The sequence below is a fragment of the Streptomyces sp. NPDC088794 genome (assembly GCF_044750545.1).
Classification (GTDB): Bacteria; Actinomycetota; Actinomycetes; order Streptomycetales; family Streptomycetaceae; genus Streptomyces.
In genome coordinates this window covers 651,982-668,276 of sequence record NZ_JBIVKB010000001.1, presented here as the reverse complement: position 1 = coordinate 668,276, position 16,295 = coordinate 651,982, and the positions used below count along the sequence as shown (strand labels likewise).

At 71.5% G+C, this 16,295-nt stretch carries 18 protein-coding genes; 13 read left to right on the top strand and 5 right to left on the bottom strand.

All coding sequences use genetic code 11. The features are described 5' to 3' along the window. Positions 1 to 24 precede the first annotated feature (24 nt). Together ACIP6U_RS03050 and ACIP6U_RS03045 are read right to left on the bottom strand one after the other, a co-directional pair. Positions 25 to 837 (bottom strand): SAM-dependent methyltransferase, encoded by an 813-nt coding sequence (locus tag ACIP6U_RS03050; protein ID WP_401712023.1) that lies wholly within the window; start codon positions 835 to 837, stop codon positions 25 to 27. Positions 838 to 951: 114 nt separating this feature from the next. Continuing rightward, positions 952 to 1,809, bottom strand: coding sequence for a hypothetical protein (locus tag ACIP6U_RS03045; protein WP_401712020.1), 858 nt, complete (start codon positions 1,807 to 1,809; stop codon positions 952 to 954). A gap of 309 nt (positions 1,810 to 2,118) precedes the next feature. Here ACIP6U_RS03045 and ACIP6U_RS03040 point away from each other — a divergent pair, with 309 nt between their 5' ends. The 9 genes from ACIP6U_RS03040 (at position 2,119) to ACIP6U_RS03000 (ending at position 11,495) form a co-directional block, all read left to right on the top strand. Continuing rightward, complete coding sequence (locus tag ACIP6U_RS03040; RefSeq protein WP_401712017.1) at positions 2,119 to 3,555, top strand: cytochrome P450; 1,437 nt, start codon at positions 2,119 to 2,121, stop codon at positions 3,553 to 3,555. An 83-nt stretch (positions 3,556 to 3,638) separates the two neighbouring features. Next, positions 3,639 to 4,508 (top strand): Cof-type HAD-IIB family hydrolase, encoded by an 870-nt coding sequence (locus ACIP6U_RS03035; RefSeq protein ID WP_401712014.1) that lies wholly within the window; start codon positions 3,639 to 3,641, stop codon positions 4,506 to 4,508. 11 nt (positions 4,509 to 4,519) lie between these two features. Further along, the gene (locus tag ACIP6U_RS03030) at positions 4,520 to 5,218 is read left to right on the top strand and encodes a helix-turn-helix domain-containing protein (protein ID WP_401712011.1); all 699 of its coding nucleotides are present in this window, start codon (positions 4,520 to 4,522) and stop codon (positions 5,216 to 5,218) included. Positions 5,219 to 5,270: 52 nt separating this feature from the next. Beyond that, complete coding sequence (locus ACIP6U_RS03025) at positions 5,271 to 6,608, top strand: M24 family metallopeptidase (RefSeq protein ID WP_401712009.1); 1,338 nt, start codon at positions 5,271 to 5,273, stop codon at positions 6,606 to 6,608. Beyond that, positions 6,608 to 7,585 (top strand): thiamine pyrophosphate-dependent dehydrogenase E1 component subunit alpha, encoded by a 978-nt coding sequence (locus tag ACIP6U_RS03020; protein WP_401712006.1) that lies wholly within the window; start codon positions 6,608 to 6,610, stop codon positions 7,583 to 7,585. Before ACIP6U_RS03025 ends, ACIP6U_RS03020 begins: the two co-directional genes overlap by 1 nt. After that, complete coding sequence (locus ACIP6U_RS03015) at positions 7,573 to 8,553, top strand: alpha-ketoacid dehydrogenase subunit beta (RefSeq protein ID WP_401712004.1); 981 nt, start codon at positions 7,573 to 7,575, stop codon at positions 8,551 to 8,553. Before ACIP6U_RS03020 ends, ACIP6U_RS03015 begins: the two co-directional genes overlap by 13 nt. Before the next feature lie 31 nt (positions 8,554 to 8,584). Further along, positions 8,585 to 9,937, top strand: a complete 1,353-nt coding sequence (locus tag ACIP6U_RS03010) for an amidohydrolase family protein (protein ID WP_401712001.1) — start codon at positions 8,585 to 8,587, stop codon at positions 9,935 to 9,937. After that, positions 9,934 to 10,809 (top strand): cupin domain-containing protein, encoded by an 876-nt coding sequence (locus tag ACIP6U_RS03005; RefSeq protein ID WP_401711998.1) that lies wholly within the window; start codon positions 9,934 to 9,936, stop codon positions 10,807 to 10,809. Before ACIP6U_RS03010 ends, ACIP6U_RS03005 begins: the two co-directional genes overlap by 4 nt. Further along, a complete protein-coding gene (locus ACIP6U_RS03000; protein ID WP_401711995.1) occupies positions 10,806 to 11,495 on the top strand; it encodes an SDR family NAD(P)-dependent oxidoreductase in 690 nt (229 codons plus the stop codon). The genes ACIP6U_RS03005 and ACIP6U_RS03000 overlap by 4 nt, the downstream gene beginning before the upstream one ends. A gap of 36 nt (positions 11,496 to 11,531) precedes the next feature. On the opposite strand, the gene ACIP6U_RS02995 is transcribed toward ACIP6U_RS03000, so the two are convergent. Beyond that, positions 11,532 to 12,014, bottom strand: coding sequence for a DNA starvation/stationary phase protection protein (locus tag ACIP6U_RS02995; RefSeq protein WP_124002105.1), 483 nt, complete (start codon positions 12,012 to 12,014; stop codon positions 11,532 to 11,534). A 70-nt stretch (positions 12,015 to 12,084) separates the two neighbouring features. Next, entirely contained in the window at positions 12,085 to 12,900 is an 816-nt protein-coding gene (locus tag ACIP6U_RS02990) for a lysophospholipase (RefSeq protein ID WP_401711993.1), read from the bottom strand. A 162-nt stretch (positions 12,901 to 13,062) separates the two neighbouring features. Here ACIP6U_RS02990 and ACIP6U_RS02985 point away from each other — a divergent pair, with 162 nt between their 5' ends. The 4 genes from ACIP6U_RS02985 (at position 13,063) to ykgO (ending at position 14,645) form a co-directional block, all read left to right on the top strand. Continuing rightward, complete coding sequence (locus ACIP6U_RS02985; protein ID WP_401711990.1) at positions 13,063 to 13,836, top strand: sulfite exporter TauE/SafE family protein; 774 nt, start codon at positions 13,063 to 13,065, stop codon at positions 13,834 to 13,836. Between the two features lie 124 nt (positions 13,837 to 13,960). Beyond that, positions 13,961 to 14,125, top strand: coding sequence for a 50S ribosomal protein L33 (rpmG, locus tag ACIP6U_RS02980; RefSeq protein ID WP_124002108.1), 165 nt, complete (start codon positions 13,961 to 13,963; stop codon positions 14,123 to 14,125). 83 nt (positions 14,126 to 14,208) lie between these two features. Continuing rightward, a complete protein-coding gene (locus ACIP6U_RS02975) occupies positions 14,209 to 14,469 on the top strand; it encodes a type B 50S ribosomal protein L31 (protein ID WP_401711986.1) in 261 nt (86 codons plus the stop codon). Between the two features lie 53 nt (positions 14,470 to 14,522). After that, positions 14,523 to 14,645, top strand: coding sequence for a type B 50S ribosomal protein L36 (ykgO, locus tag ACIP6U_RS02970; RefSeq protein ID WP_124002110.1), 123 nt, complete (start codon positions 14,523 to 14,525; stop codon positions 14,643 to 14,645). A gap of 61 nt (positions 14,646 to 14,706) precedes the next feature. Here ykgO and ACIP6U_RS02965 read toward each other — a convergent pair whose 3' ends face one another. Continuing rightward, the gene (locus ACIP6U_RS02965) at positions 14,707 to 16,149 is read right to left on the bottom strand and encodes a DUF6351 family protein (protein WP_401711984.1); all 1,443 of its coding nucleotides are present in this window, start codon (positions 16,147 to 16,149) and stop codon (positions 14,707 to 14,709) included. Positions 16,150 to 16,295 lie beyond the last annotated feature (146 nt).

Genomic DNA, 16,295 nt, shown 5'->3' with positions numbered 1-16,295 from the left:
GTTCGACCGGTGTACTGGCCCGCGTCAGGGTTTCACGGCGACCGCGCCGAACTGCGGTACCACGGCCGGGGAGTCGGCCTCGGGACGCCAGCGCGAGCAGGACACCAGGCCCGGCTCCAGCAGGTCGAGGCCCTCGAAGAAGGAGGCGATGTCCGTGCCGCTGCGGGCGGTGATCGGGGGCGTGGCGTTCTCGTTCCAGAACTTCATCGCGGGGATCTGGCCCTCGCCGCCGAGTTCGGCGTCGAAGGTGGGGTGGGTGAGGACCAGGTAGCTGCCGGCGGGGACCGTGGCCATGATCCGCCGGGCGATGTCCCGGGCCTTCTCGGTGTCGAGGACGAAGTTCAGGATGCCGAGCATCATCACCGCGACGGGCTCGGTGAAGTCCAGGGTCCCGGCGGCGCGTTCGAGGATCGCCTCCGGGTCGTGCACGTCGGCGTCGATGTAGTCGGTGCCGCCCTGGTCGGTGCCGGTCAGCAGGGTGCGGGCGTGGGCGAGCACGATCGGGTCGTTGTCCACGTAGACGATCCGCGACTCCGGCGCGATCCGCTGGGCGATCTCGTGCGTGTTGTCGGCGGTCGGCAGCCCGGTGCCGATGTCGAGGAACTGCCGTACCCCGCGCTCCTCGGTCAGGAACCGCACGGCCCGGCCGAGGAACCAGCGGTCCGCGCGGGCGATCTCCCGGATGATCGGGAACATCCCGGCGACCTGCTCGCCGACCTGCTGGTCGACCGCGTAGTTGTCCTTGCCGCCGATCCAGTAGTTCCACACGCGCGCGTTGTGCGCCACAGCGGTGTTGAGCCTGGCCGATCCGCCCGAGGGGGTGTGGCTCTCACTCACGACTCTGCTCCTCCTCGCACCGCCTGCCACCTTCGTCGCCATTGTGCCGCGCGGTGATCACGGTGTCCCGGGAATCGGGGTGCAGGGGGTGGGACGAGACACGGGGGAGCGTTCTCAGTCGTCGTTGCCGGGGTCCGCGGCGGGCGTCTTCCCCGCCAGGACGTCCTTCAGGCGCGAGGTGCCCTCCTTCACGGCCTGTTCGGCCGAGTCGGACTCGTCGCCGTCGAGACCGCCCGCGGTGACGGTGATCGCGTCGTCGCCGACGCGTACGGCCATGACGTCCAGGGTGAGCGTGGTGGCCGTGCCGTTGGTGGTGCCCTGCACCGTCACGCGCAGCCCCTGCCGGGCGTCGCCCTCCTTCGGCACCGAGGTCTCGATCACCTGGACCGTCCGCTTCCCGTCCTTGGTGTCCGTCGCGGTGAACTGGTCGCACTTGTCCGGCAGGGTCCCCAGCCAGGTCAGAGAGGCGGCGAGCGGGGCCCGGTCGTAGGCGGCGACCTGGTGGAGGAGGCGGGAGTCGCCCTGCTCGAAGCCGATGAGGGCGGAGGCACCCGCGGGTTTGCCGAGCAGATCGTCGGCGTACAGGCCGTCGAGGAGCTTCTGACAGTCGGCCGCGTTCGTCTTCGCGGTGAGGAAGCCCGCCACGTCGACCTTGCCGACGAGCAGCTCGTCCCGCCAGGTCGCCGCGTCGTCGACCTTCGTCCAGTCGTCCTCGATGTCCGCCTCGGTGATCAGCGCGGCCCGCGCCCCGGCCTCGGTCAGCCGGGCCGGCGCGGTCGACGTCCGCGCGGCGAGCGGGGAGGCGGCCCGGGCCTCGTCGGTGACGGACGAGGCGGCGACATCCGGAGCGGCGACGTCCGAGGCGTTGGAGCCGCCGTCGCCGTCGTCCGAGCAGGCCGCGGTGGTCAGCAGCGTGCCCGCGGCCAGCGCGGCGGCGAACACACGGACGGGGCGGGACGCACGACGGGTCATGACGGGTGCCTCCTGGAAGGATCGGGTCTCCCCTCAGCGCACCACCGGGCCCACCGGCCCACCAGCGCACTGGCCCGTACGGGTGATGCCCGAGCGGTCGTGGACGCAGGTCACCGCATGCCTCGGCCATCCCGACCGAGCCGTCCGCCGGCCCCTGTCTCCCGGTCCGTCAAAGGCCGCCCGCCGCCGGTGAATTGACGACATCACGATCGGCTACCGGTCAGTACCCCCGCCCGGTGACACGTGGGAGGCCTGGGGTAACGTCCCCCGCGTCCGCAGGCCGGCGGTGTCGAAGGGGGCGGCTGACGCATGGAGATCGACCTGGTCGACGAAGGGGGCGCGGTGTCCGACAGCCCGCGGCTGGAGGCCCTGGCCCCCGAGCCCCTGCTGACCCGGGACTACGAGACCCGCCCCGCGCTCGTCTACGAGCGGCTGCGCGACCGGCACGGACCGGTGGCGCCGGTCGACCTGCTGGGCGTGCCCGCGTGGCTGGTGCTGGGCTACCGCGAGTCGCTCCAGGTGCTCCAGGACGACGCCGGCTGGCCGAAGGGCCTGGAGAACTGGCGGGCTCGCTCGGAGGGCCGGGTGCCCGCCGACTGGCCGCTCGGCCCGTCCCTCGAGGTCAACCACGTCCTGATCCAGGGCGGCCCTGGCTACCCGGCGCTGCGCACCGCATGGGACACCGCGCTGCGGCCCTTCCAGGACCCGCGCAACCCGCAGGCGAAGCGGCTGAAGGCGGCCGTCACCGGTTACGCGGACGAGCTGATCTCCCTGCTCGGGCAGGGCGGCGTCACGGGTGCGGCCGACCTGTCCGCCCAGTTCTCCCGGCCGCTCCCGCTGATGGCGGCGAGTCATCTGCTCGGCTTCCCCGGCTCTCAGGGCGACGACGCCCTGATGGACATGTGGCGGGTGCTCGACGCGGGCCCGGACGCGGAACCGGCCCTCGACCGGCTGCTGCACACGCTCAAGGAACTCGCCGCCTCGAAGATCGCGCAGCCCGCGGACGACTTCCCCTCCCACCTGGTTGCCGCCCACCCGGACCTCTCCGTCGACGAGCTGGCCCGCGAGCTGTTCATGCTGCTCGGCATGACCTCCGACCACGTCGGCATCCTCATCTCCAACACCGTCGGCGAGGTCATCTCCGGGGACGCCGACGGCGGGGTGCGCACCGCGCTGTCCGCCGGGATGGTCCGCGAGACCATGAACCGCGTGGTCATGCGCAAGCCGCCGCTGGTCAACTTCGTACCGAGGTTCGCCGCCGAGGACACGCGGCTCGGCCGGTACACCATCCGTGCCGGCGACCCCGTGTGGGTCTCCTCCGCCGCCGCGCACGCCGACCCGCTCTTCGCCGACAAGACGGCACCCGGCACCTCGACCATCAGTAGCCGCGCCCACCTGTCCTGGGGCGCGGGCCGCCGCCAGTGCCCCGCCCGCGAGCTTGCTTCGACGATCGCGGCGGCCGGCGTCGGCCGGCTCTTCGAGCGGTTCTCGCACCTCGAACTCGCCCTCCCCGTCGACCAACTGCCCTGGCGCTCCTCGCCGTTCATGCGCGGCCTGCGCTCCCTGCCGGTCCGCTACGAGCTGTCCGCACCGGTCACCTCGTACCCGCCGCCGCGCATGGCGGGCGTCTCGCTCGGCCAGGACGTATCCGGCGAACCGGACGCGTCCGACGGCCCCGACCACAGCGCCAAGCGCCGGTCCGCGCTGTGGCGCTACCTGACCGGACTCATCCGGTCGGGCGGCTGACCTGGGCTTCGACCGGCTCACGTAGGGTGGAAGCGCCGTCCGGAGCGGGCGGCGGTGCCGTCCACCCTCACCGGAAGCAGGTCATGTCCTCCGCCCCCGCACACCTCGTCACCGACCTTCCCACCGGTCCCGCGGACATCCGGCTGATCGTCACCGACATGGACGGCACGCTCCTGGACGACGCCAAGCGGATCCCGCCCGGCCTCTGGGAGACGCTGGCCGAACTGCGCCGGCGCGGTGTGCTGTTCAGCCCGGCGAGCGGCCGCCAGTACGCCACGCTGGCGCGGGAGTTCGCCGAGGTGGCCGAGGGCATGGCGTTCATCGCCGAGAACGGCACCTATGTCGTACGTGACGGCGTGGAACTCGCCTCGGACCCGCTGGCACCGGGCGTGGTCGCCGAACTGGTGCGGACGGTACGGCAGTTGGCGGCGTCCGGCGTGGACGTGGGGGCCGTGGTCTGCGGCAAGCGGTCCGCGTACGTCGAGCGGATCGACGGGGCGTTCCTGGACGAGGTGCGCCGGTACTACGTCGAGAACCAGGTCGTCGAGGACGCCACCGTGATCGACGACGACATCCTCAAGGTCGCCCTCTACGACTTCGGCTCCGCCGAGCGCACCACCGCCCCGGGCCTCGCCCCGTTCGCCACGACCCACCAGGTCGTCGTCTCCGGCGAGCACTGGGCCGACGTCATGAACCCCACCGCCAACAAGGGCGCCGCCCTGCGCGGCCTCCAGCGTGACCTGGGCATCACGCCCGCACAGACCATGGTCTTCGGCGACTACCTCAACGACCTGGAGATGCTGGACGCCGCGGAGTGGTCCTTCGCGATGGCCAACGCCCATCCGGACGTCGTCGCCAGAGCCCGCTACACAGCCCCGTCCAACAATGACAACGGCGTGCTGCGCACGATCGCACGCGTACTGTTCAATGGAGCTGCACACGTTCGGTCCTGAGGGGAGGGGTCGTGTCTCCTGCCGCAGCACCGCCCGTCGGTGCCCGTGTCCGGCGGGCGCGCCAGGCGAGGGGCATGAGTCTGCGCGCCCTGGCGCGGGAGATCGGCGTCTCCGCGAGCCTGGTCTCCCAGATCGAGACCGGCAAGAGCCAGCCGTCCGTGAGCACGCTGTACGCGATCACCACGGCTCTCGGGATCTCGATCGAGTCGCTCTTCGACGGCGGTGACGACGGCCGTGACGACATCGCCGCCGACGCTCAAGTCGCCGCCGCGGCAACGGCTTCGGCGGTCCCCGGCACCGTCCTGCACGCCCTCGCCGCCTTCGCCGCGGACCCCGGCCGCCGTATCGGGCCGCTGGTCACCCCCGGTGAACGGGAGACGCTGGAGCTGGACTCGGGCGTCGTGTGGGAGCGGCTCGGTCATGTGCCCGGCGTGGACGTCGACTTCCTCCAGGTGACCTACCGGCCCGGCGGCTCCTCCTCCAGCTCCGGCGGCCTCATGCGGCACGCGGGCACCGAGTACGGGTGTCTGACCTCCGGCGAACTCGTCCTGACCCTCGGCTTCGACGAGTACACGCTGGGTCCGGGCGATGCCGTGTGCTTCGAGTCGACGACCCCGCACCGCTACCGGAACGACGGCGCCGAACCGGCCGTGGGCGTCTGGTTCGTGTTCAGCCAATCCGTTCAGTGGCACGGGCCGACTGTTCAGTAACACTTGACACTCGCCGGGTCCGGTCGTTCACTCCGAAGCGGGGGTGGTCGCCATGACGATCCGCACATTCGGACCCAACGCCGTCGACTGGGAAGAGCGCATCGACCTGGACCGGCTCCGCACGGAGCGGCTGGCCCGGCTGCACGACTCGCTGAACCGCTCCTCCCTCGGCGCGGTGCTCAGTTTCGACTTCGCCAACATCCGCTACATGACCGCCACGCACATCGGCACCTGGGCGATGGACAAGCTGATCCGCTTCGCCCTGCTGACGCGCGGCGGCGAGCCCATCGTCTGGGACTTCGGCTCCGCCGCCCGCCACCACCAGCTCTACAACCCGTGGCTGGACTACAGCGACGGCAAGGACGGCCCGCCCACCGGCGCCCGCGCCGGCATCTCCACCCTGCGCGGCGCCTTCCACCCGGACGCGGGCATCGCCGAGGACGTGGCCCGGAAGATCGCCGCCGAACTCCGCGAACACGGCCTGGCGGGCGAGCCGTTGGGCATCGACGTGGCCGAGATGCCCGTGCTGGCCGCCCTGCGCACCGAGGGCATCGACGTCGTCGACGGCCAGCAGGTCTTCCTGGAGGCCCGCCGCACCAAGACCCGCGACGAGATCTCCCTGCTCACCCAGGCCTGCGCGATGGTCGACGCGGCCTACGAGGAGCTGTACGGCTTCCTGCGGCCGGGCGTCCGCGAGAACGAGTGCGTGGGACTGGTCAGCAAGACCCTCTACGACCTCGGCAGCGAGTACGTCGAAGGCGTCAACGCCATATCGGGCGAACGCTGTTCACCCCATCCGCACGTCTACAGCGACCGGCTGATCCGCCCCGGCGACCCCGCCTTCTTCGACATCCTGCACAGCCACCTCGGCTACCGCACCTGCTACTACCGCACCTTCGCCGTCGGCAGCGCCTCCGGTGCCCAGCGCGACGCGTACGTCCGCTGCCGGGAGTACATGGACCGGGCCATCGCCCTGGTCCGGCCCGGCGCCACCACCGCCGACATCGTCCGGGTGTGGCCGCGCGCCGAGGAGTTCGGGTTCGCCGACGAGACGGCGGCCTTCGCGCTCCAGTACGGCCACGGGGTCGGCCTGTCGATCTGGGAGAAGCCCATCTTCAGCCGGCTCGTCTCCCTCGACCATCCCGAAGTCCTCCAGGAGGGCATGGTGTTCGCCCTGGAGACCTACTGGCCGGCCGCCGACGGCTGGTCCGCGGCCCGCATCGAGGAGGAACTGGTCGTCACCGCCGACGGCTGCGAGGTCATCACCAAGTTCCCGGCCGAGGAACTGCTGGTCGCGGGCCGCAAGTACTGGACCGTCGGCGGTGAGCTCAACACCCGGCGCGAGGCGCAGTCCCACCTCAACACCGGCTTCGCGGACGGGACCCGCTGATGGACGCGGCCGAACTCCTCGCCCTGTACGAACGGATGGCCGTCATCCGGCGTACCGAGAAGGCCGCCCACGACCTGTTCCTGTCCGGCCTGGTCAAGGGCACCACCCATCTCGCCGCCGGGCACGAGGCGATCGCCGTCGGCGCGAGCGCCGCTCTGCGCGAGGACGACTACGTCTTCGCCACCTACCGCGGCCACCACCACGCGCTGGCCCGCGGTGCCACTCCCGAGGAGTGCCTGGCCGAACTCATGAGCCGCGCCACGGGGTTGTGCGGAGGCAAGGGCGGCTCCATGCACCTCACCAAGGCGTCCACCGGCATGCTCGGCTCCTACGCGATCGTCGGCGCCCACCTCCCGATGGCGGTCGGCGCGGCCTGGTCGGCCCGGCTGCGCGGCACCGGACAGCTGGCGGTCGCCTTCTTCGGCGACGGCGCCACCAACATCGGCGCCTTCCACGAGGCACTGAACCTGGCCGCCGTATGGAAGCTGCCCGTGCTGTTCGTCTGCGAGAACAACCTCTACATGGAGTACACCGCGATCGCCGACGTCACGGCGGTGGCCCAGCCCGCGGCCGACCGGGCGGCCGCCTACGGGCTGGCCGGCGAGACCGTCGACGGCAACGACGTCGTCGCCGTCCGGGACACGGTCGCCCGCCTCGCCCGGCGGGCCCGGGCCGGAGACGGGCCCGCCCTGCTTGAGGCCGCGACCTACCGGCACTTCGGGCACAGCCGCGCCGACCCGGCCGCCTACCGCCCCGCGGAGGAGGTCGAACGCTGGCTCAAGCACGACCCGTTGGACCTCGCGCGCGGCCGACTGGTCGAGCTGGGCATGTCCGAGGAGACGGTCACCGAGGCCGACGCCCGCGCGCGTGACGTCGTGGAGCGGGCGGTCGAGGCGGCGAAGAACGCGCCGGCGCCGGATCCGCGCGATGCGCTCACCGACGTATGGGCGGACGGGGGTGCCGCATGGCGGACGTGATCACCTACCGGCAGGCGGTCGCCGAGGGCATCGCGCGCGAGATGCGCCGGGACCCGGCCGTCGTGTGCCTGGGGGAGGACATCGGGGCGGCCGGCGGGGTGTTCAAGACGACCGCCGGGCTGTTCGAGGAGTTCGGGCCCGGGCGGGTGTGGGACACGCCGATCTCCGAACAGGCCATCGTGGGCGCGGCGATGGGCGCCGCGATGACCGGCATGCGGCCGGTCGCCGAGATCATGTTCTCGGATTTTCTCGCCTGTTGCTGGGACTACCTCGCCAACGAGATACCAAAGGTGCGGTACATGACCGGCGGTCAGGTCACCGTCCCGCTCGTCGTGCGCACTGCCAACGGGGGCGGTCTCGGCTTCGGTGCCCAGCACTCGCAGGCCACCGAGAACTGGGCGTTCACCGTCCCCGGGCTGAAGATCGCGGCTCCGGCCACGCCCGCCGACGTCGTCGGCATGATGGCGGCGGCGATCCGCAGCGACGACCCGGTCGTCTTCTTCGAGCACAAGGGGCTGCTCGCGAGCAAAGGGGCGCCGCCACCACCCGGTCACGTCGTCGAGCTGGGCCGTGCCGCCGTCGTCCGTGAGGGCGCGGACGTGACCCTGGTCGCCCTCGCCTCCATGGTCCCGGTGGCGCTGACGGCCGCCGAACTCCTCGCGGCCGAAGGCGTCGAGGCCGAAGTGGTCGACCTGCGCTGCCTGGTGCCCCTGGACACCGCCACCGTCATCGCCTCCCTGGGCCGGACCTCGCGGCTCGTCACCGTCGAGGAGAACCCGTACCAGGGCGGCTGGGGCGCCACCCTCGTGTCCGTCGTCGCCGACGAGGGGTTCGGCCTGCTGGACGCGCCCGTGCGCCGGGTGGCGGGGGAGTGCGTCCCGCTGCCGTTCGCGGACGCGCTGGAGGAACGGGTCATCCCCACCGTCGACAAGGTCGTGGCGGCGGTCCGCCACCTCGCCGCCTACTGAGAACCCCCGACCTTCCCTGGGAGGAAGCGCGATGACCGACCGACTACTCCTGCGCGCGGGCCACATCGTCTCCATGGACCCCGACATCGGGGACCTGCCCGAGGGGGACGTCCTGATCGAGGACGGCCAAATCACCGCCGTTCAGAGGGAGATCAGCGCCGACGCCGAGATCCTCGACATGTCCGGCCGCATCCTGATCCCCGGCTTCGTCGACACCCACCGGCACACCTGGGAGGCCTCGATCCGGGGCGTCGCCCCCGACGCCACCCTGGACGACTACTTCGTCGACATCCTCGACACCTTCGCCCCGCTCTACACCCCCGAGGACGTCTACGCGGCCAACCTCGCCGGCACCCTGGAGTGCCTCAACGCCGGCATCACCACCCTCGTCGACTGGTCCCACATCAACAACACCCCCGAGCACCCGGACGCCGCGATCGAGGCCCTCAGCGAGACCGGCATCCGCGCCCAGTACGCGTACGGCAGCGCCAACACCTGCCTCGCCGACTACTGGTTCGAGAGCAAGATCGCCATCCCCGGGGACGACGTCCGCCGCATCCGAGCCGCCCACTTCCCCTCGGACGACGGCCTGTTGACCATGGGCCTGGCCACCCGCGGCCCCGGCTTCTGCGTCAACGACGTCGTCACCGCCGAGTGGGCGCTGGCCCGTGACCTCGACATCCCGATCACCGTGCACGTGGCGATGGGTCGCCTGGCCGGCCGCTACGGCATGGTCCAACAGCTGCACGGACTCGGCCTGTTGGGCCCGGACACCACCTACGTCCACTGCTGCTATCTCAGCGACGAGGAGTGGCGGATGGTCGCCGACAGCGGCGGTACGGTCTCCATCGCGCCGCAGGTGGAGACGCAGATGGGGCACGGCTGGCCGCCCGTGATGAAGGCGATCGAGCACGGGCTGCGGCCCTCGCTGAGCATCGACGTCGTGACCACCGTGCCCGGCGACATGTTCACCCAGATCCGCGCGGCCTTCGGTGCCGAGCGGGCGCGCGTCAACGCGGCGAGCTGGCAGGCCGATGTGCCGGTGCCCGACACGATGTTGACGGCACGTCAGATGCTGGAGGCGGCGACGCTGAGCGGCGCGCATGTCGCGGGCCTCGAACACCGCACCGGTTCCCTGACCCCCGGCAAGCGCGCCGACGTCGTCGCGATCGACGCCACCGCGCTGAACGTCGCTCCGCTGCACGACGCGGTCACCGCGGTGACCCTGTCGGCCGACGTGTCCAACGTCGAGACCGTCATCGTCGACGGCGTGGTCCACAAGCGCGACGGAAAACTGACGGCCGACGTCGCCCGTGCCCGCAGGCTCGTCGAGGAGTCCCGCGACCGCCTCCTCGCGGCGAAGGAGGCGAAGCAGAGCGCATGACGAGGCATCTGGTGCGCAGGGCCGCCGACCTGCCAGAACTCCCTTACGACGCGCACGGATTCCGGCGCCGCGCACTGGTCGGCGAGGACGACGGGAGCGTCCACACCGGCTTCGGCGTCTGCCAACTCCGGCCGGACGGCGAGGTGTCGGCGCATGTGCACTCGTACGAGGAGAGCTTCCACGTGCTCGACGGGACCGTGATCCTGGACGTGCCCGAGGGCTCGTACCTCCTCGAAGAGGGCGACTACGGCCTCCTCCCGACCGGTGTCCCGCACGCCTGGCGCGGCGCCGGGGACACGGCCGCACGCTGGGCGGACATGCTGGCGCCGGTCCCGCGGGCGCGCTACGGCCACGACACCCGGCCCGTGCCCGCGCTGCCCGCCCGCGACCCCGTCCGCGTCGACGTCCGCGACCCGCGCACCCGCTCCTTCGGCCACTTCGAACCGGCGCAGATGGACCCGGGAAAGCAGTCCCAGGACCTCCTCGCGGTCTCCGCGAGCATGCGCACCGCCCTGCTCGTCTACAGCGGCATCACGGTGAAGATGATGGTCGACGGCGAGCTCGGCGCGGTCGCCTCGACGATGTTCATGGTCCAGTACGCGCCCGACGGTGTCGCCGGCAGCCACGACCACCCCTTCGAGGAGACGTACCTGTTCCTGGAGGGGGAAGCCGAGGCGGTCTTCGACGGCGAGCGGTACCGGCTCGGGCCGGGCGACTGCGCCTGGGCGGGCGCCGGTTGCGTGCACGGCTTCGCCAACTCGGGCCGGGGGCCGCTGCGTTGGCTGGAGACCCAGGCGCCGCAGCCGCCGTCCCGCCACTCCTACCGTTTCACCCGCGACTGGGACTACCTGAAGGAGATCCTGGACCCATGAGCAGTGTTCTGGTCGTCGGAGGCACGTCCGGGATCGGCCGTGAGTTCGCCCGCGTCCGCGCGGAGCGAGGCGACGAGGTCGTCCTCACCGGCCGTGACACCCACCGCGCCGACACCGTCGCCAAGGAGATCGGCGCCCGCGGCCTCGCGCTCGACCTGGCCCGACCGCAGGAGATCGCGGGCGCGTTGGCCGACGTCGGACACGTCGACCACCTCGTCCTCGCCGGCGTCTCCCGCGACGAGAACCGGGTCACCGACTACGACATCGCAGCCGCCCTGCACCTCGTCACGCTCAAACTCGTCGGCTACACCGAGGTCGTGCACGTGATGCGCCCGCGCATGGACGACGAGGGCGCGATCGTCCTCTTCGGCGGGCAGGCGAAGGAGCGCCCCTACCCCGGCGCGACGACCGTGGCGACCGTCAACGCGGGGATACGGGGCCTGGTGCACACCCTCGCCGTCGAACTCGCCCCGATCCGTGTCAACGCCGTCCACCCGGGTGTCGTGGGAGACAGCCCCTACTGGCGGGCGAAACCGGCGGAGGTCCTGGCCGGTCTGCGCGCCGGGACTCCCACCGGTCAACTCGCCACGGTGGCCGACGTGGTGGACGCCACGGACTTCCTGCTGCGCAACCGGTCGGTCAACGCGGTGGAGTTGAGCGTGGACGGGGGCTGGTTGCTGGGGTGAGGCACCGGCGGCCACCCGACAGGGCGGGCCGGCCGGTCACTTGTCGAGGGGCCAGTTCTCCGCCTCGAACATCCACCGCTGCTTCTCCAGCTCGGCGGTGATCGTGATCAGCAGGTCCTGGGTGACCGGGTCGGCCTCGTCGGTCGCGGTGATGCGCTCGCGCAGCCGGCCGATCGCCGCCCCCAGCGAGGCCACCATCACTTCCACGACCTCGGTGTCCTGCTGCCAGCCGTCCTTGGGGCTCGGCAGCGTGAAGGCGGCCGCGATCGTCTCGGGCCGGCCGTCCGGCGGCAGCCCGAGGGCCGCGGCGCGCTCCGCCACCGTGTCGGAGAACGCGCGGGCCGTGTCGACCACCTCGTCCAGTTGCAGGTGGATCGAGCGGAACCGCGGGCCCACGACGTTCCAGTGCGCCTGCTTGCCGATCAGCGAGAGGCCGAGCAGATCCACGAGGGTGCCCTGCAACGCGTCCCCGGCGATCGCACGGGCCGGTTCGGGAAGTGCGCTCTTCACCACAGTCATACGGGCATCTCCTTCGTCGTCGTTCGTCCCATCCGGGTGCCCGACGCGAAACGGCGCAAACGCGGCAGCGTCAGCGGGTGATCAGCGCCCCGTCCAGGAAACGGGTCAGATCGGCGAAGACCTCCGCCCGGTTCGTCTCGTGGAAGACCTCGTGCCGGGCGCCCGCGTAGATGCGTGAGGTGAGGAGGCCGGGACCGCGTAGCTCCTCGACCCCGACGCGGCTCCCGGCGAGCGGGACCAGCCGGTCGTCGTCCCCGTGCAGCCACAGCAGCGGAAGCCGGCCCACCGCGCCGCTCTTCGACACGGTCTCCAGGGTGCGCGCGAACGCCTCCACCGTCGGCCGCTTCATCGGCCCGTGCCAGACCAGCGGATCCGCCGCGTACGCCGCCCCGACCCCGGGATCGCGGGAGAGCGCCGCCGGGTTGATCGGTGTGTCGGGGATCTCGTCGTGGGCCAGCAGCCGGTGCGGCAGCGTCCAGTCGCCGATCACCGGCCCGGACAGCACGAGCGCGGCGAGCTCGTCCCCGTACCGCTGGGTGTAGCGGGCCGCGATCAGGCCGCCCATCGAGTGCCCGACCAGGACGACGGGTACGCCGGGGTACGCGGACCGGGCCAGGTCCGCGACGGCGTGCGCGTCGGTGACCACGTCCTCGAAGTCCTCGATCAGCACCCGCTCGCCCGCCGACCTGCCGTGCCCGGCGTGATCGGGCCCGAGGACGGCACCGCCGTGCCGCACCAGCACCCCCGCCACTTCCTCGTACCGCCCGATGTGCTCGCCGTACCCGTGCAGCACGAGGGCGAGGTAGCGGGGGCGCTCGGCGGCCCACTCGGTGACGACGATCCTGCCCTTGACGCCGTCCAGGGCGTGCTCGCGGACGTCGGCCATGTCTCCTCCAGCAGCGTCGGCGAAGGTCCCGGGGAGATCTTCTCAGGGGTGGAGCGGAGGTCCACAGTCCAATACTGGCTAGGTGCCAGGACGCCGGTACGGACCGACCCGCGAGACGCTCCTTACGGTGGCCGGATACGTGCGCATAGCATCGGTGTTCGCATGGACACGATGACGCTCTGGCACATAACCGGCTGGGAGTTCGCCGCCCTCGCCGCGGCGGCTCTCCTCGTCGGCTTCTCGAAGACCGCGGTGAGCGGGGCCAACACGGTGAGCCTCGCGATCTTCGCGGCGGTCCTGCCCGCCCGCGCCTCCACCGGCGTACTTCTGCCGATCCTGATCGCGGGCGATGTGCTGGCGGTGCTGACCTACCGGCGGCACGCGCACTGGCCGACGCTGTGGCGGCTGTTCCCGGCGGTCGCGGCGGGCGTGGTGGCCGGGACGGTGTTCCTGGTCTGGGCCGACGACCAGATCGTACGGACGTCGATCGGCGCGATCCTGCTGCTGATGGCCGGAGTGACGGTCTGGCGGCGGCGCACCGCGGAGGCCGACGCGGAACCGGACTCGGTGGCCACCAGGTCCGGCCGGGTCAAGGCCCGCTCGTACGGCGTGCTCGGCGGCTTCACCACGATGGTCGCCAACGCGGGTGGGCCGGTGATGTCGATGTACCTGCTCTCCGCGGGCTTCCGGAAGCTGGGCTTCCTGGGGACCTCGGCCTTCTTCTTCCTGATCGTCAATGTCGCCAAGGTGCCCTTCAGCGCCGGTCTCGGTCTGATCGACGGCAACTCGCTGCTCCTTGACGCAGCGCTCGTCCTGTTCGTCGTGCCCGGCGCGTTGATCGGCAAATGGGCTGTGAACCGAATCAACCAGCGACTCTTCGAGCAACTCGTGATCGCGGCGACCATCGTCGGCGGGCTTCAGCTGCTGCTGCGCTGACCCGACACCTGCCCTTCGGCCTGCGCCGACGGCTCGGGAATGCGACGGGGGGAGGCGTTGTTGGACCAGCTGTGATTGACATGCTCGGATCAGAGATCCGTGGCGTGGGCGAAGGGAGGACTTCATGGCACGCAGCAAGGCGCGTCCCGTGGTCACGCTGAGGTCGACGGCCGGAACCGGCATCACCTACGTGACCCGCAAGAACCGCCAGAACGACCCCGACCGACTGGTCCTGCGCAAGTACGACCCGGTCGCCGCGGCGCACGTCGAGTTCCGCGAGACCCGCTGAACCACCGGCTCGGCCGCACCACAGGCGCGACGCGTCGAGCAGCACGCCCGACGCGTCGCCCGGCGCCCCAGGAAGGACATCCCATGAAGCTCCGCATCCACCCCGACACCCGGCTCGTCGTCTTCCGTGACCGTGCCGCGGACGTCACGTTCCTGACCCGCTCCACCGCCGACTCGGCGAAGACGACCGAGTGGCAGGACGGCCGGACCTACCCCCTGATCGACGTCGAGATCTCCTCGGCGTCCCACCCCTTCTACACCGGCAACACCCGGGTCGTGGACACCGCAGGACGAGTGGAGCGCTTCGAGCGCCGCTACGGCCGGGCGACGGCCGCCCAGGGCTGACCGCGACCCGGCGCCGACCTCGAATCGGCGCGTGTGACGAGGAGAGCAGAACGATGAAGGTACGCAAGTCCCTGCGTTCACTGAAGAACAAGCCCGGCGCCCAGGTGGTCCGCCGCAAGGGCGTGGTCTTCGTGATCAACAAGAAGGACCCCCGCTTCAAGGCCCGCCAGGGCTGAGGAGCGTACGAAGACGAAGTGGCCCCCGTGCAGGTGCACGGGGGCCACTCGCATGTCCCGTCTAGGGCGCGATCCCGACCCCCGGGATCCTGCTCCACGCCTTCTCCTGCGCCGCCGTCATGGCCGGCCAGCGCAGCCCGCCCGGCCGCGGCCGCACGCGCGTGGCGTAGGCGGCGGGGTGGTACCCGGGATCGTAGAAGCAGCCGGTGGCGTACGTCCGGTCGAAGCCGGCGCACGAGCCCGCGATCGACTTGGCCGTGGGCCGCTTGCCCGTCCGCACCCAACGGTCCAGCGCCGAGATGTCGTTGGCGTACTCGGAGTCGCTCAGCGCGCTGTGCTCCGACTCCCGCGTGAACGTCTGCACCAGGTACCGCTCCCGGCCGGCCCCCTCGACCGTCGCCCGGTAGGCCGCCTCGTGCTCCACGAACGCCGTCGGGTCGTCGATCGCGTGCATCGTGAGCACCGGGATGGAGATCTTGCCGGTGAGATCACTGTCGTAGGACAGATCGCGTACGGCGGTCGGGTCCGCGCCGAAGCGCTGGACACCGGCGTTGAGCGCCTTGTCGTCGTGCGAACCGGTGTACCGGACGCCCTGGTTGGAGAACGGGTTCCGATCGCCGAGGCGGTTGTGGACGATGTCCCGGAAGGTGAACGTCGCGAACCGCAGATGCGACTCCAGCGTGCGCTCGGGCAGGCGCGTGACGGCGAGGATGTCGTCGAGGTTGCGCTGCTGGAGCGCGGTGCGCTCGGCGGGAGCCGACTCGAATCCGGTGCACTCCTGAAGGCGTGCGCGCAGCCCGGCGGACGTCATCGTCGAGTCGGCGCGCAGACCCTGCCAGAGCGGGTACTGCGGCTCGGTCGGGCGGGGGTGGTTCTGGCAGTAGTACTGATAGACCACGCGCAGATCGACGCGGTAGTCGTACCCGCGGGACCCGCCCCCGAGGACCCCGCTGGTGAGCAGCGCCCCGTCGTACCGCCCGTGCTTCTTGCCGTACGTCTCGACGACCTTGGCGGCGACGTCACCGCCCCACGACTGGCCGTGCACATACGTCCGCCGGGGCTTGCCGAACTCGTCGACGAACAGCCGGCGTACGTTCTCGGTGTCCTCGGCGGCCATCCGGGTGCCGTAGCCGCCGCGCCGGTAGGACGAGCCCGCCCAGGCGTACCCCTCCTCGACCATCACCGACCAGCGGGTCAGGTCGTCGACGCTGCGCTGCGGATCGGAGGTGTTGCCCAGGTCGGGGCCGCCGTGGGCGTGGACCACGAGGGAGCCGTTCCAGTCCTTGGGGACGGCGATGGCGTAGTAGGCGCCGTTCTTGTCCTGGCCGGTGTAACAGGTGGCCTTGCCGACCAGTTCGGCCGGGCAGGTCGCGGTCGTCGGCGGCGGGGCGTCCGCCCGGGCCGACGGCGGGGCTCCGCCGATGGTGCCCAGGAGCGCGACCGTCGCGGAGGCGACGACTCCCGCTCGACGCCAATCCCGTGCGCGTGTTCTCCAACTGTCCAAGGCGGCTCTCCTCGTCCACGCCGACGCAACGTCGCGCCGTGCGCGGCGATGCTAAGTAGCAAGGGGGCGGGGGAGCCATGGCGGAGATCGTTCTGTTCATAGTGTTCGGCGGGTCGACCGCGCCGACGTCCCGGTGCGGCCTCCCC

Coding starts and splice junctions, on each gene's coding strand:
- ACIP6U_RS02975 (WP_401711986.1), top strand. CDS start 14,209: ATGAAGCTCCGCATCCACCCCGACACCCGGCTCGTCGTCTTCCGTGAC.
- ACIP6U_RS03035 (WP_401712014.1), top strand. CDS start 3,639: ATGTCCTCCGCCCCCGCACACCTCGTCACCGACCTTCCCACCGGTCCC.
- ykgO (WP_124002110.1), top strand. CDS start 14,523: ATGAAGGTACGCAAGTCCCTGCGTTCACTGAAGAACAAGCCCGGCGCC.
- ACIP6U_RS03045 (WP_401712020.1), bottom strand. CDS start 1,809: ATGACCCGTCGTGCGTCCCGCCCCGTCCGTGTGTTCGCCGCCGCGCTG.
- ACIP6U_RS03025 (WP_401712009.1), top strand. CDS start 5,271: ATGACGATCCGCACATTCGGACCCAACGCCGTCGACTGGGAAGAGCGC.
- ACIP6U_RS03010 (WP_401712001.1), top strand. CDS start 8,585: ATGACCGACCGACTACTCCTGCGCGCGGGCCACATCGTCTCCATGGAC.
- ACIP6U_RS03000 (WP_401711995.1), top strand. CDS start 10,806: ATGAGCAGTGTTCTGGTCGTCGGAGGCACGTCCGGGATCGGCCGTGAG.
- rpmG (WP_124002108.1), top strand. CDS start 13,961: ATGGCACGCAGCAAGGCGCGTCCCGTGGTCACGCTGAGGTCGACGGCC.
- ACIP6U_RS02985 (WP_401711990.1), top strand. CDS start 13,063: ATGGACACGATGACGCTCTGGCACATAACCGGCTGGGAGTTCGCCGCC.
- ACIP6U_RS03015 (WP_401712004.1), top strand. CDS start 7,573: ATGGCGGACGTGATCACCTACCGGCAGGCGGTCGCCGAGGGCATCGCG.
- ACIP6U_RS03020 (WP_401712006.1), top strand. CDS start 6,608: ATGGACGCGGCCGAACTCCTCGCCCTGTACGAACGGATGGCCGTCATC.
- ACIP6U_RS03040 (WP_401712017.1), top strand. CDS start 2,119: ATGGAGATCGACCTGGTCGACGAAGGGGGCGCGGTGTCCGACAGCCCG.
- ACIP6U_RS02990 (WP_401711993.1), bottom strand. CDS start 12,900: ATGGCCGACGTCCGCGAGCACGCCCTGGACGGCGTCAAGGGCAGGATC.
- ACIP6U_RS02995 (WP_124002105.1), bottom strand. CDS start 12,014: ATGACTGTGGTGAAGAGCGCACTTCCCGAACCGGCCCGTGCGATCGCC.
- ACIP6U_RS03005 (WP_401711998.1), top strand. CDS start 9,934: ATGACGAGGCATCTGGTGCGCAGGGCCGCCGACCTGCCAGAACTCCCT.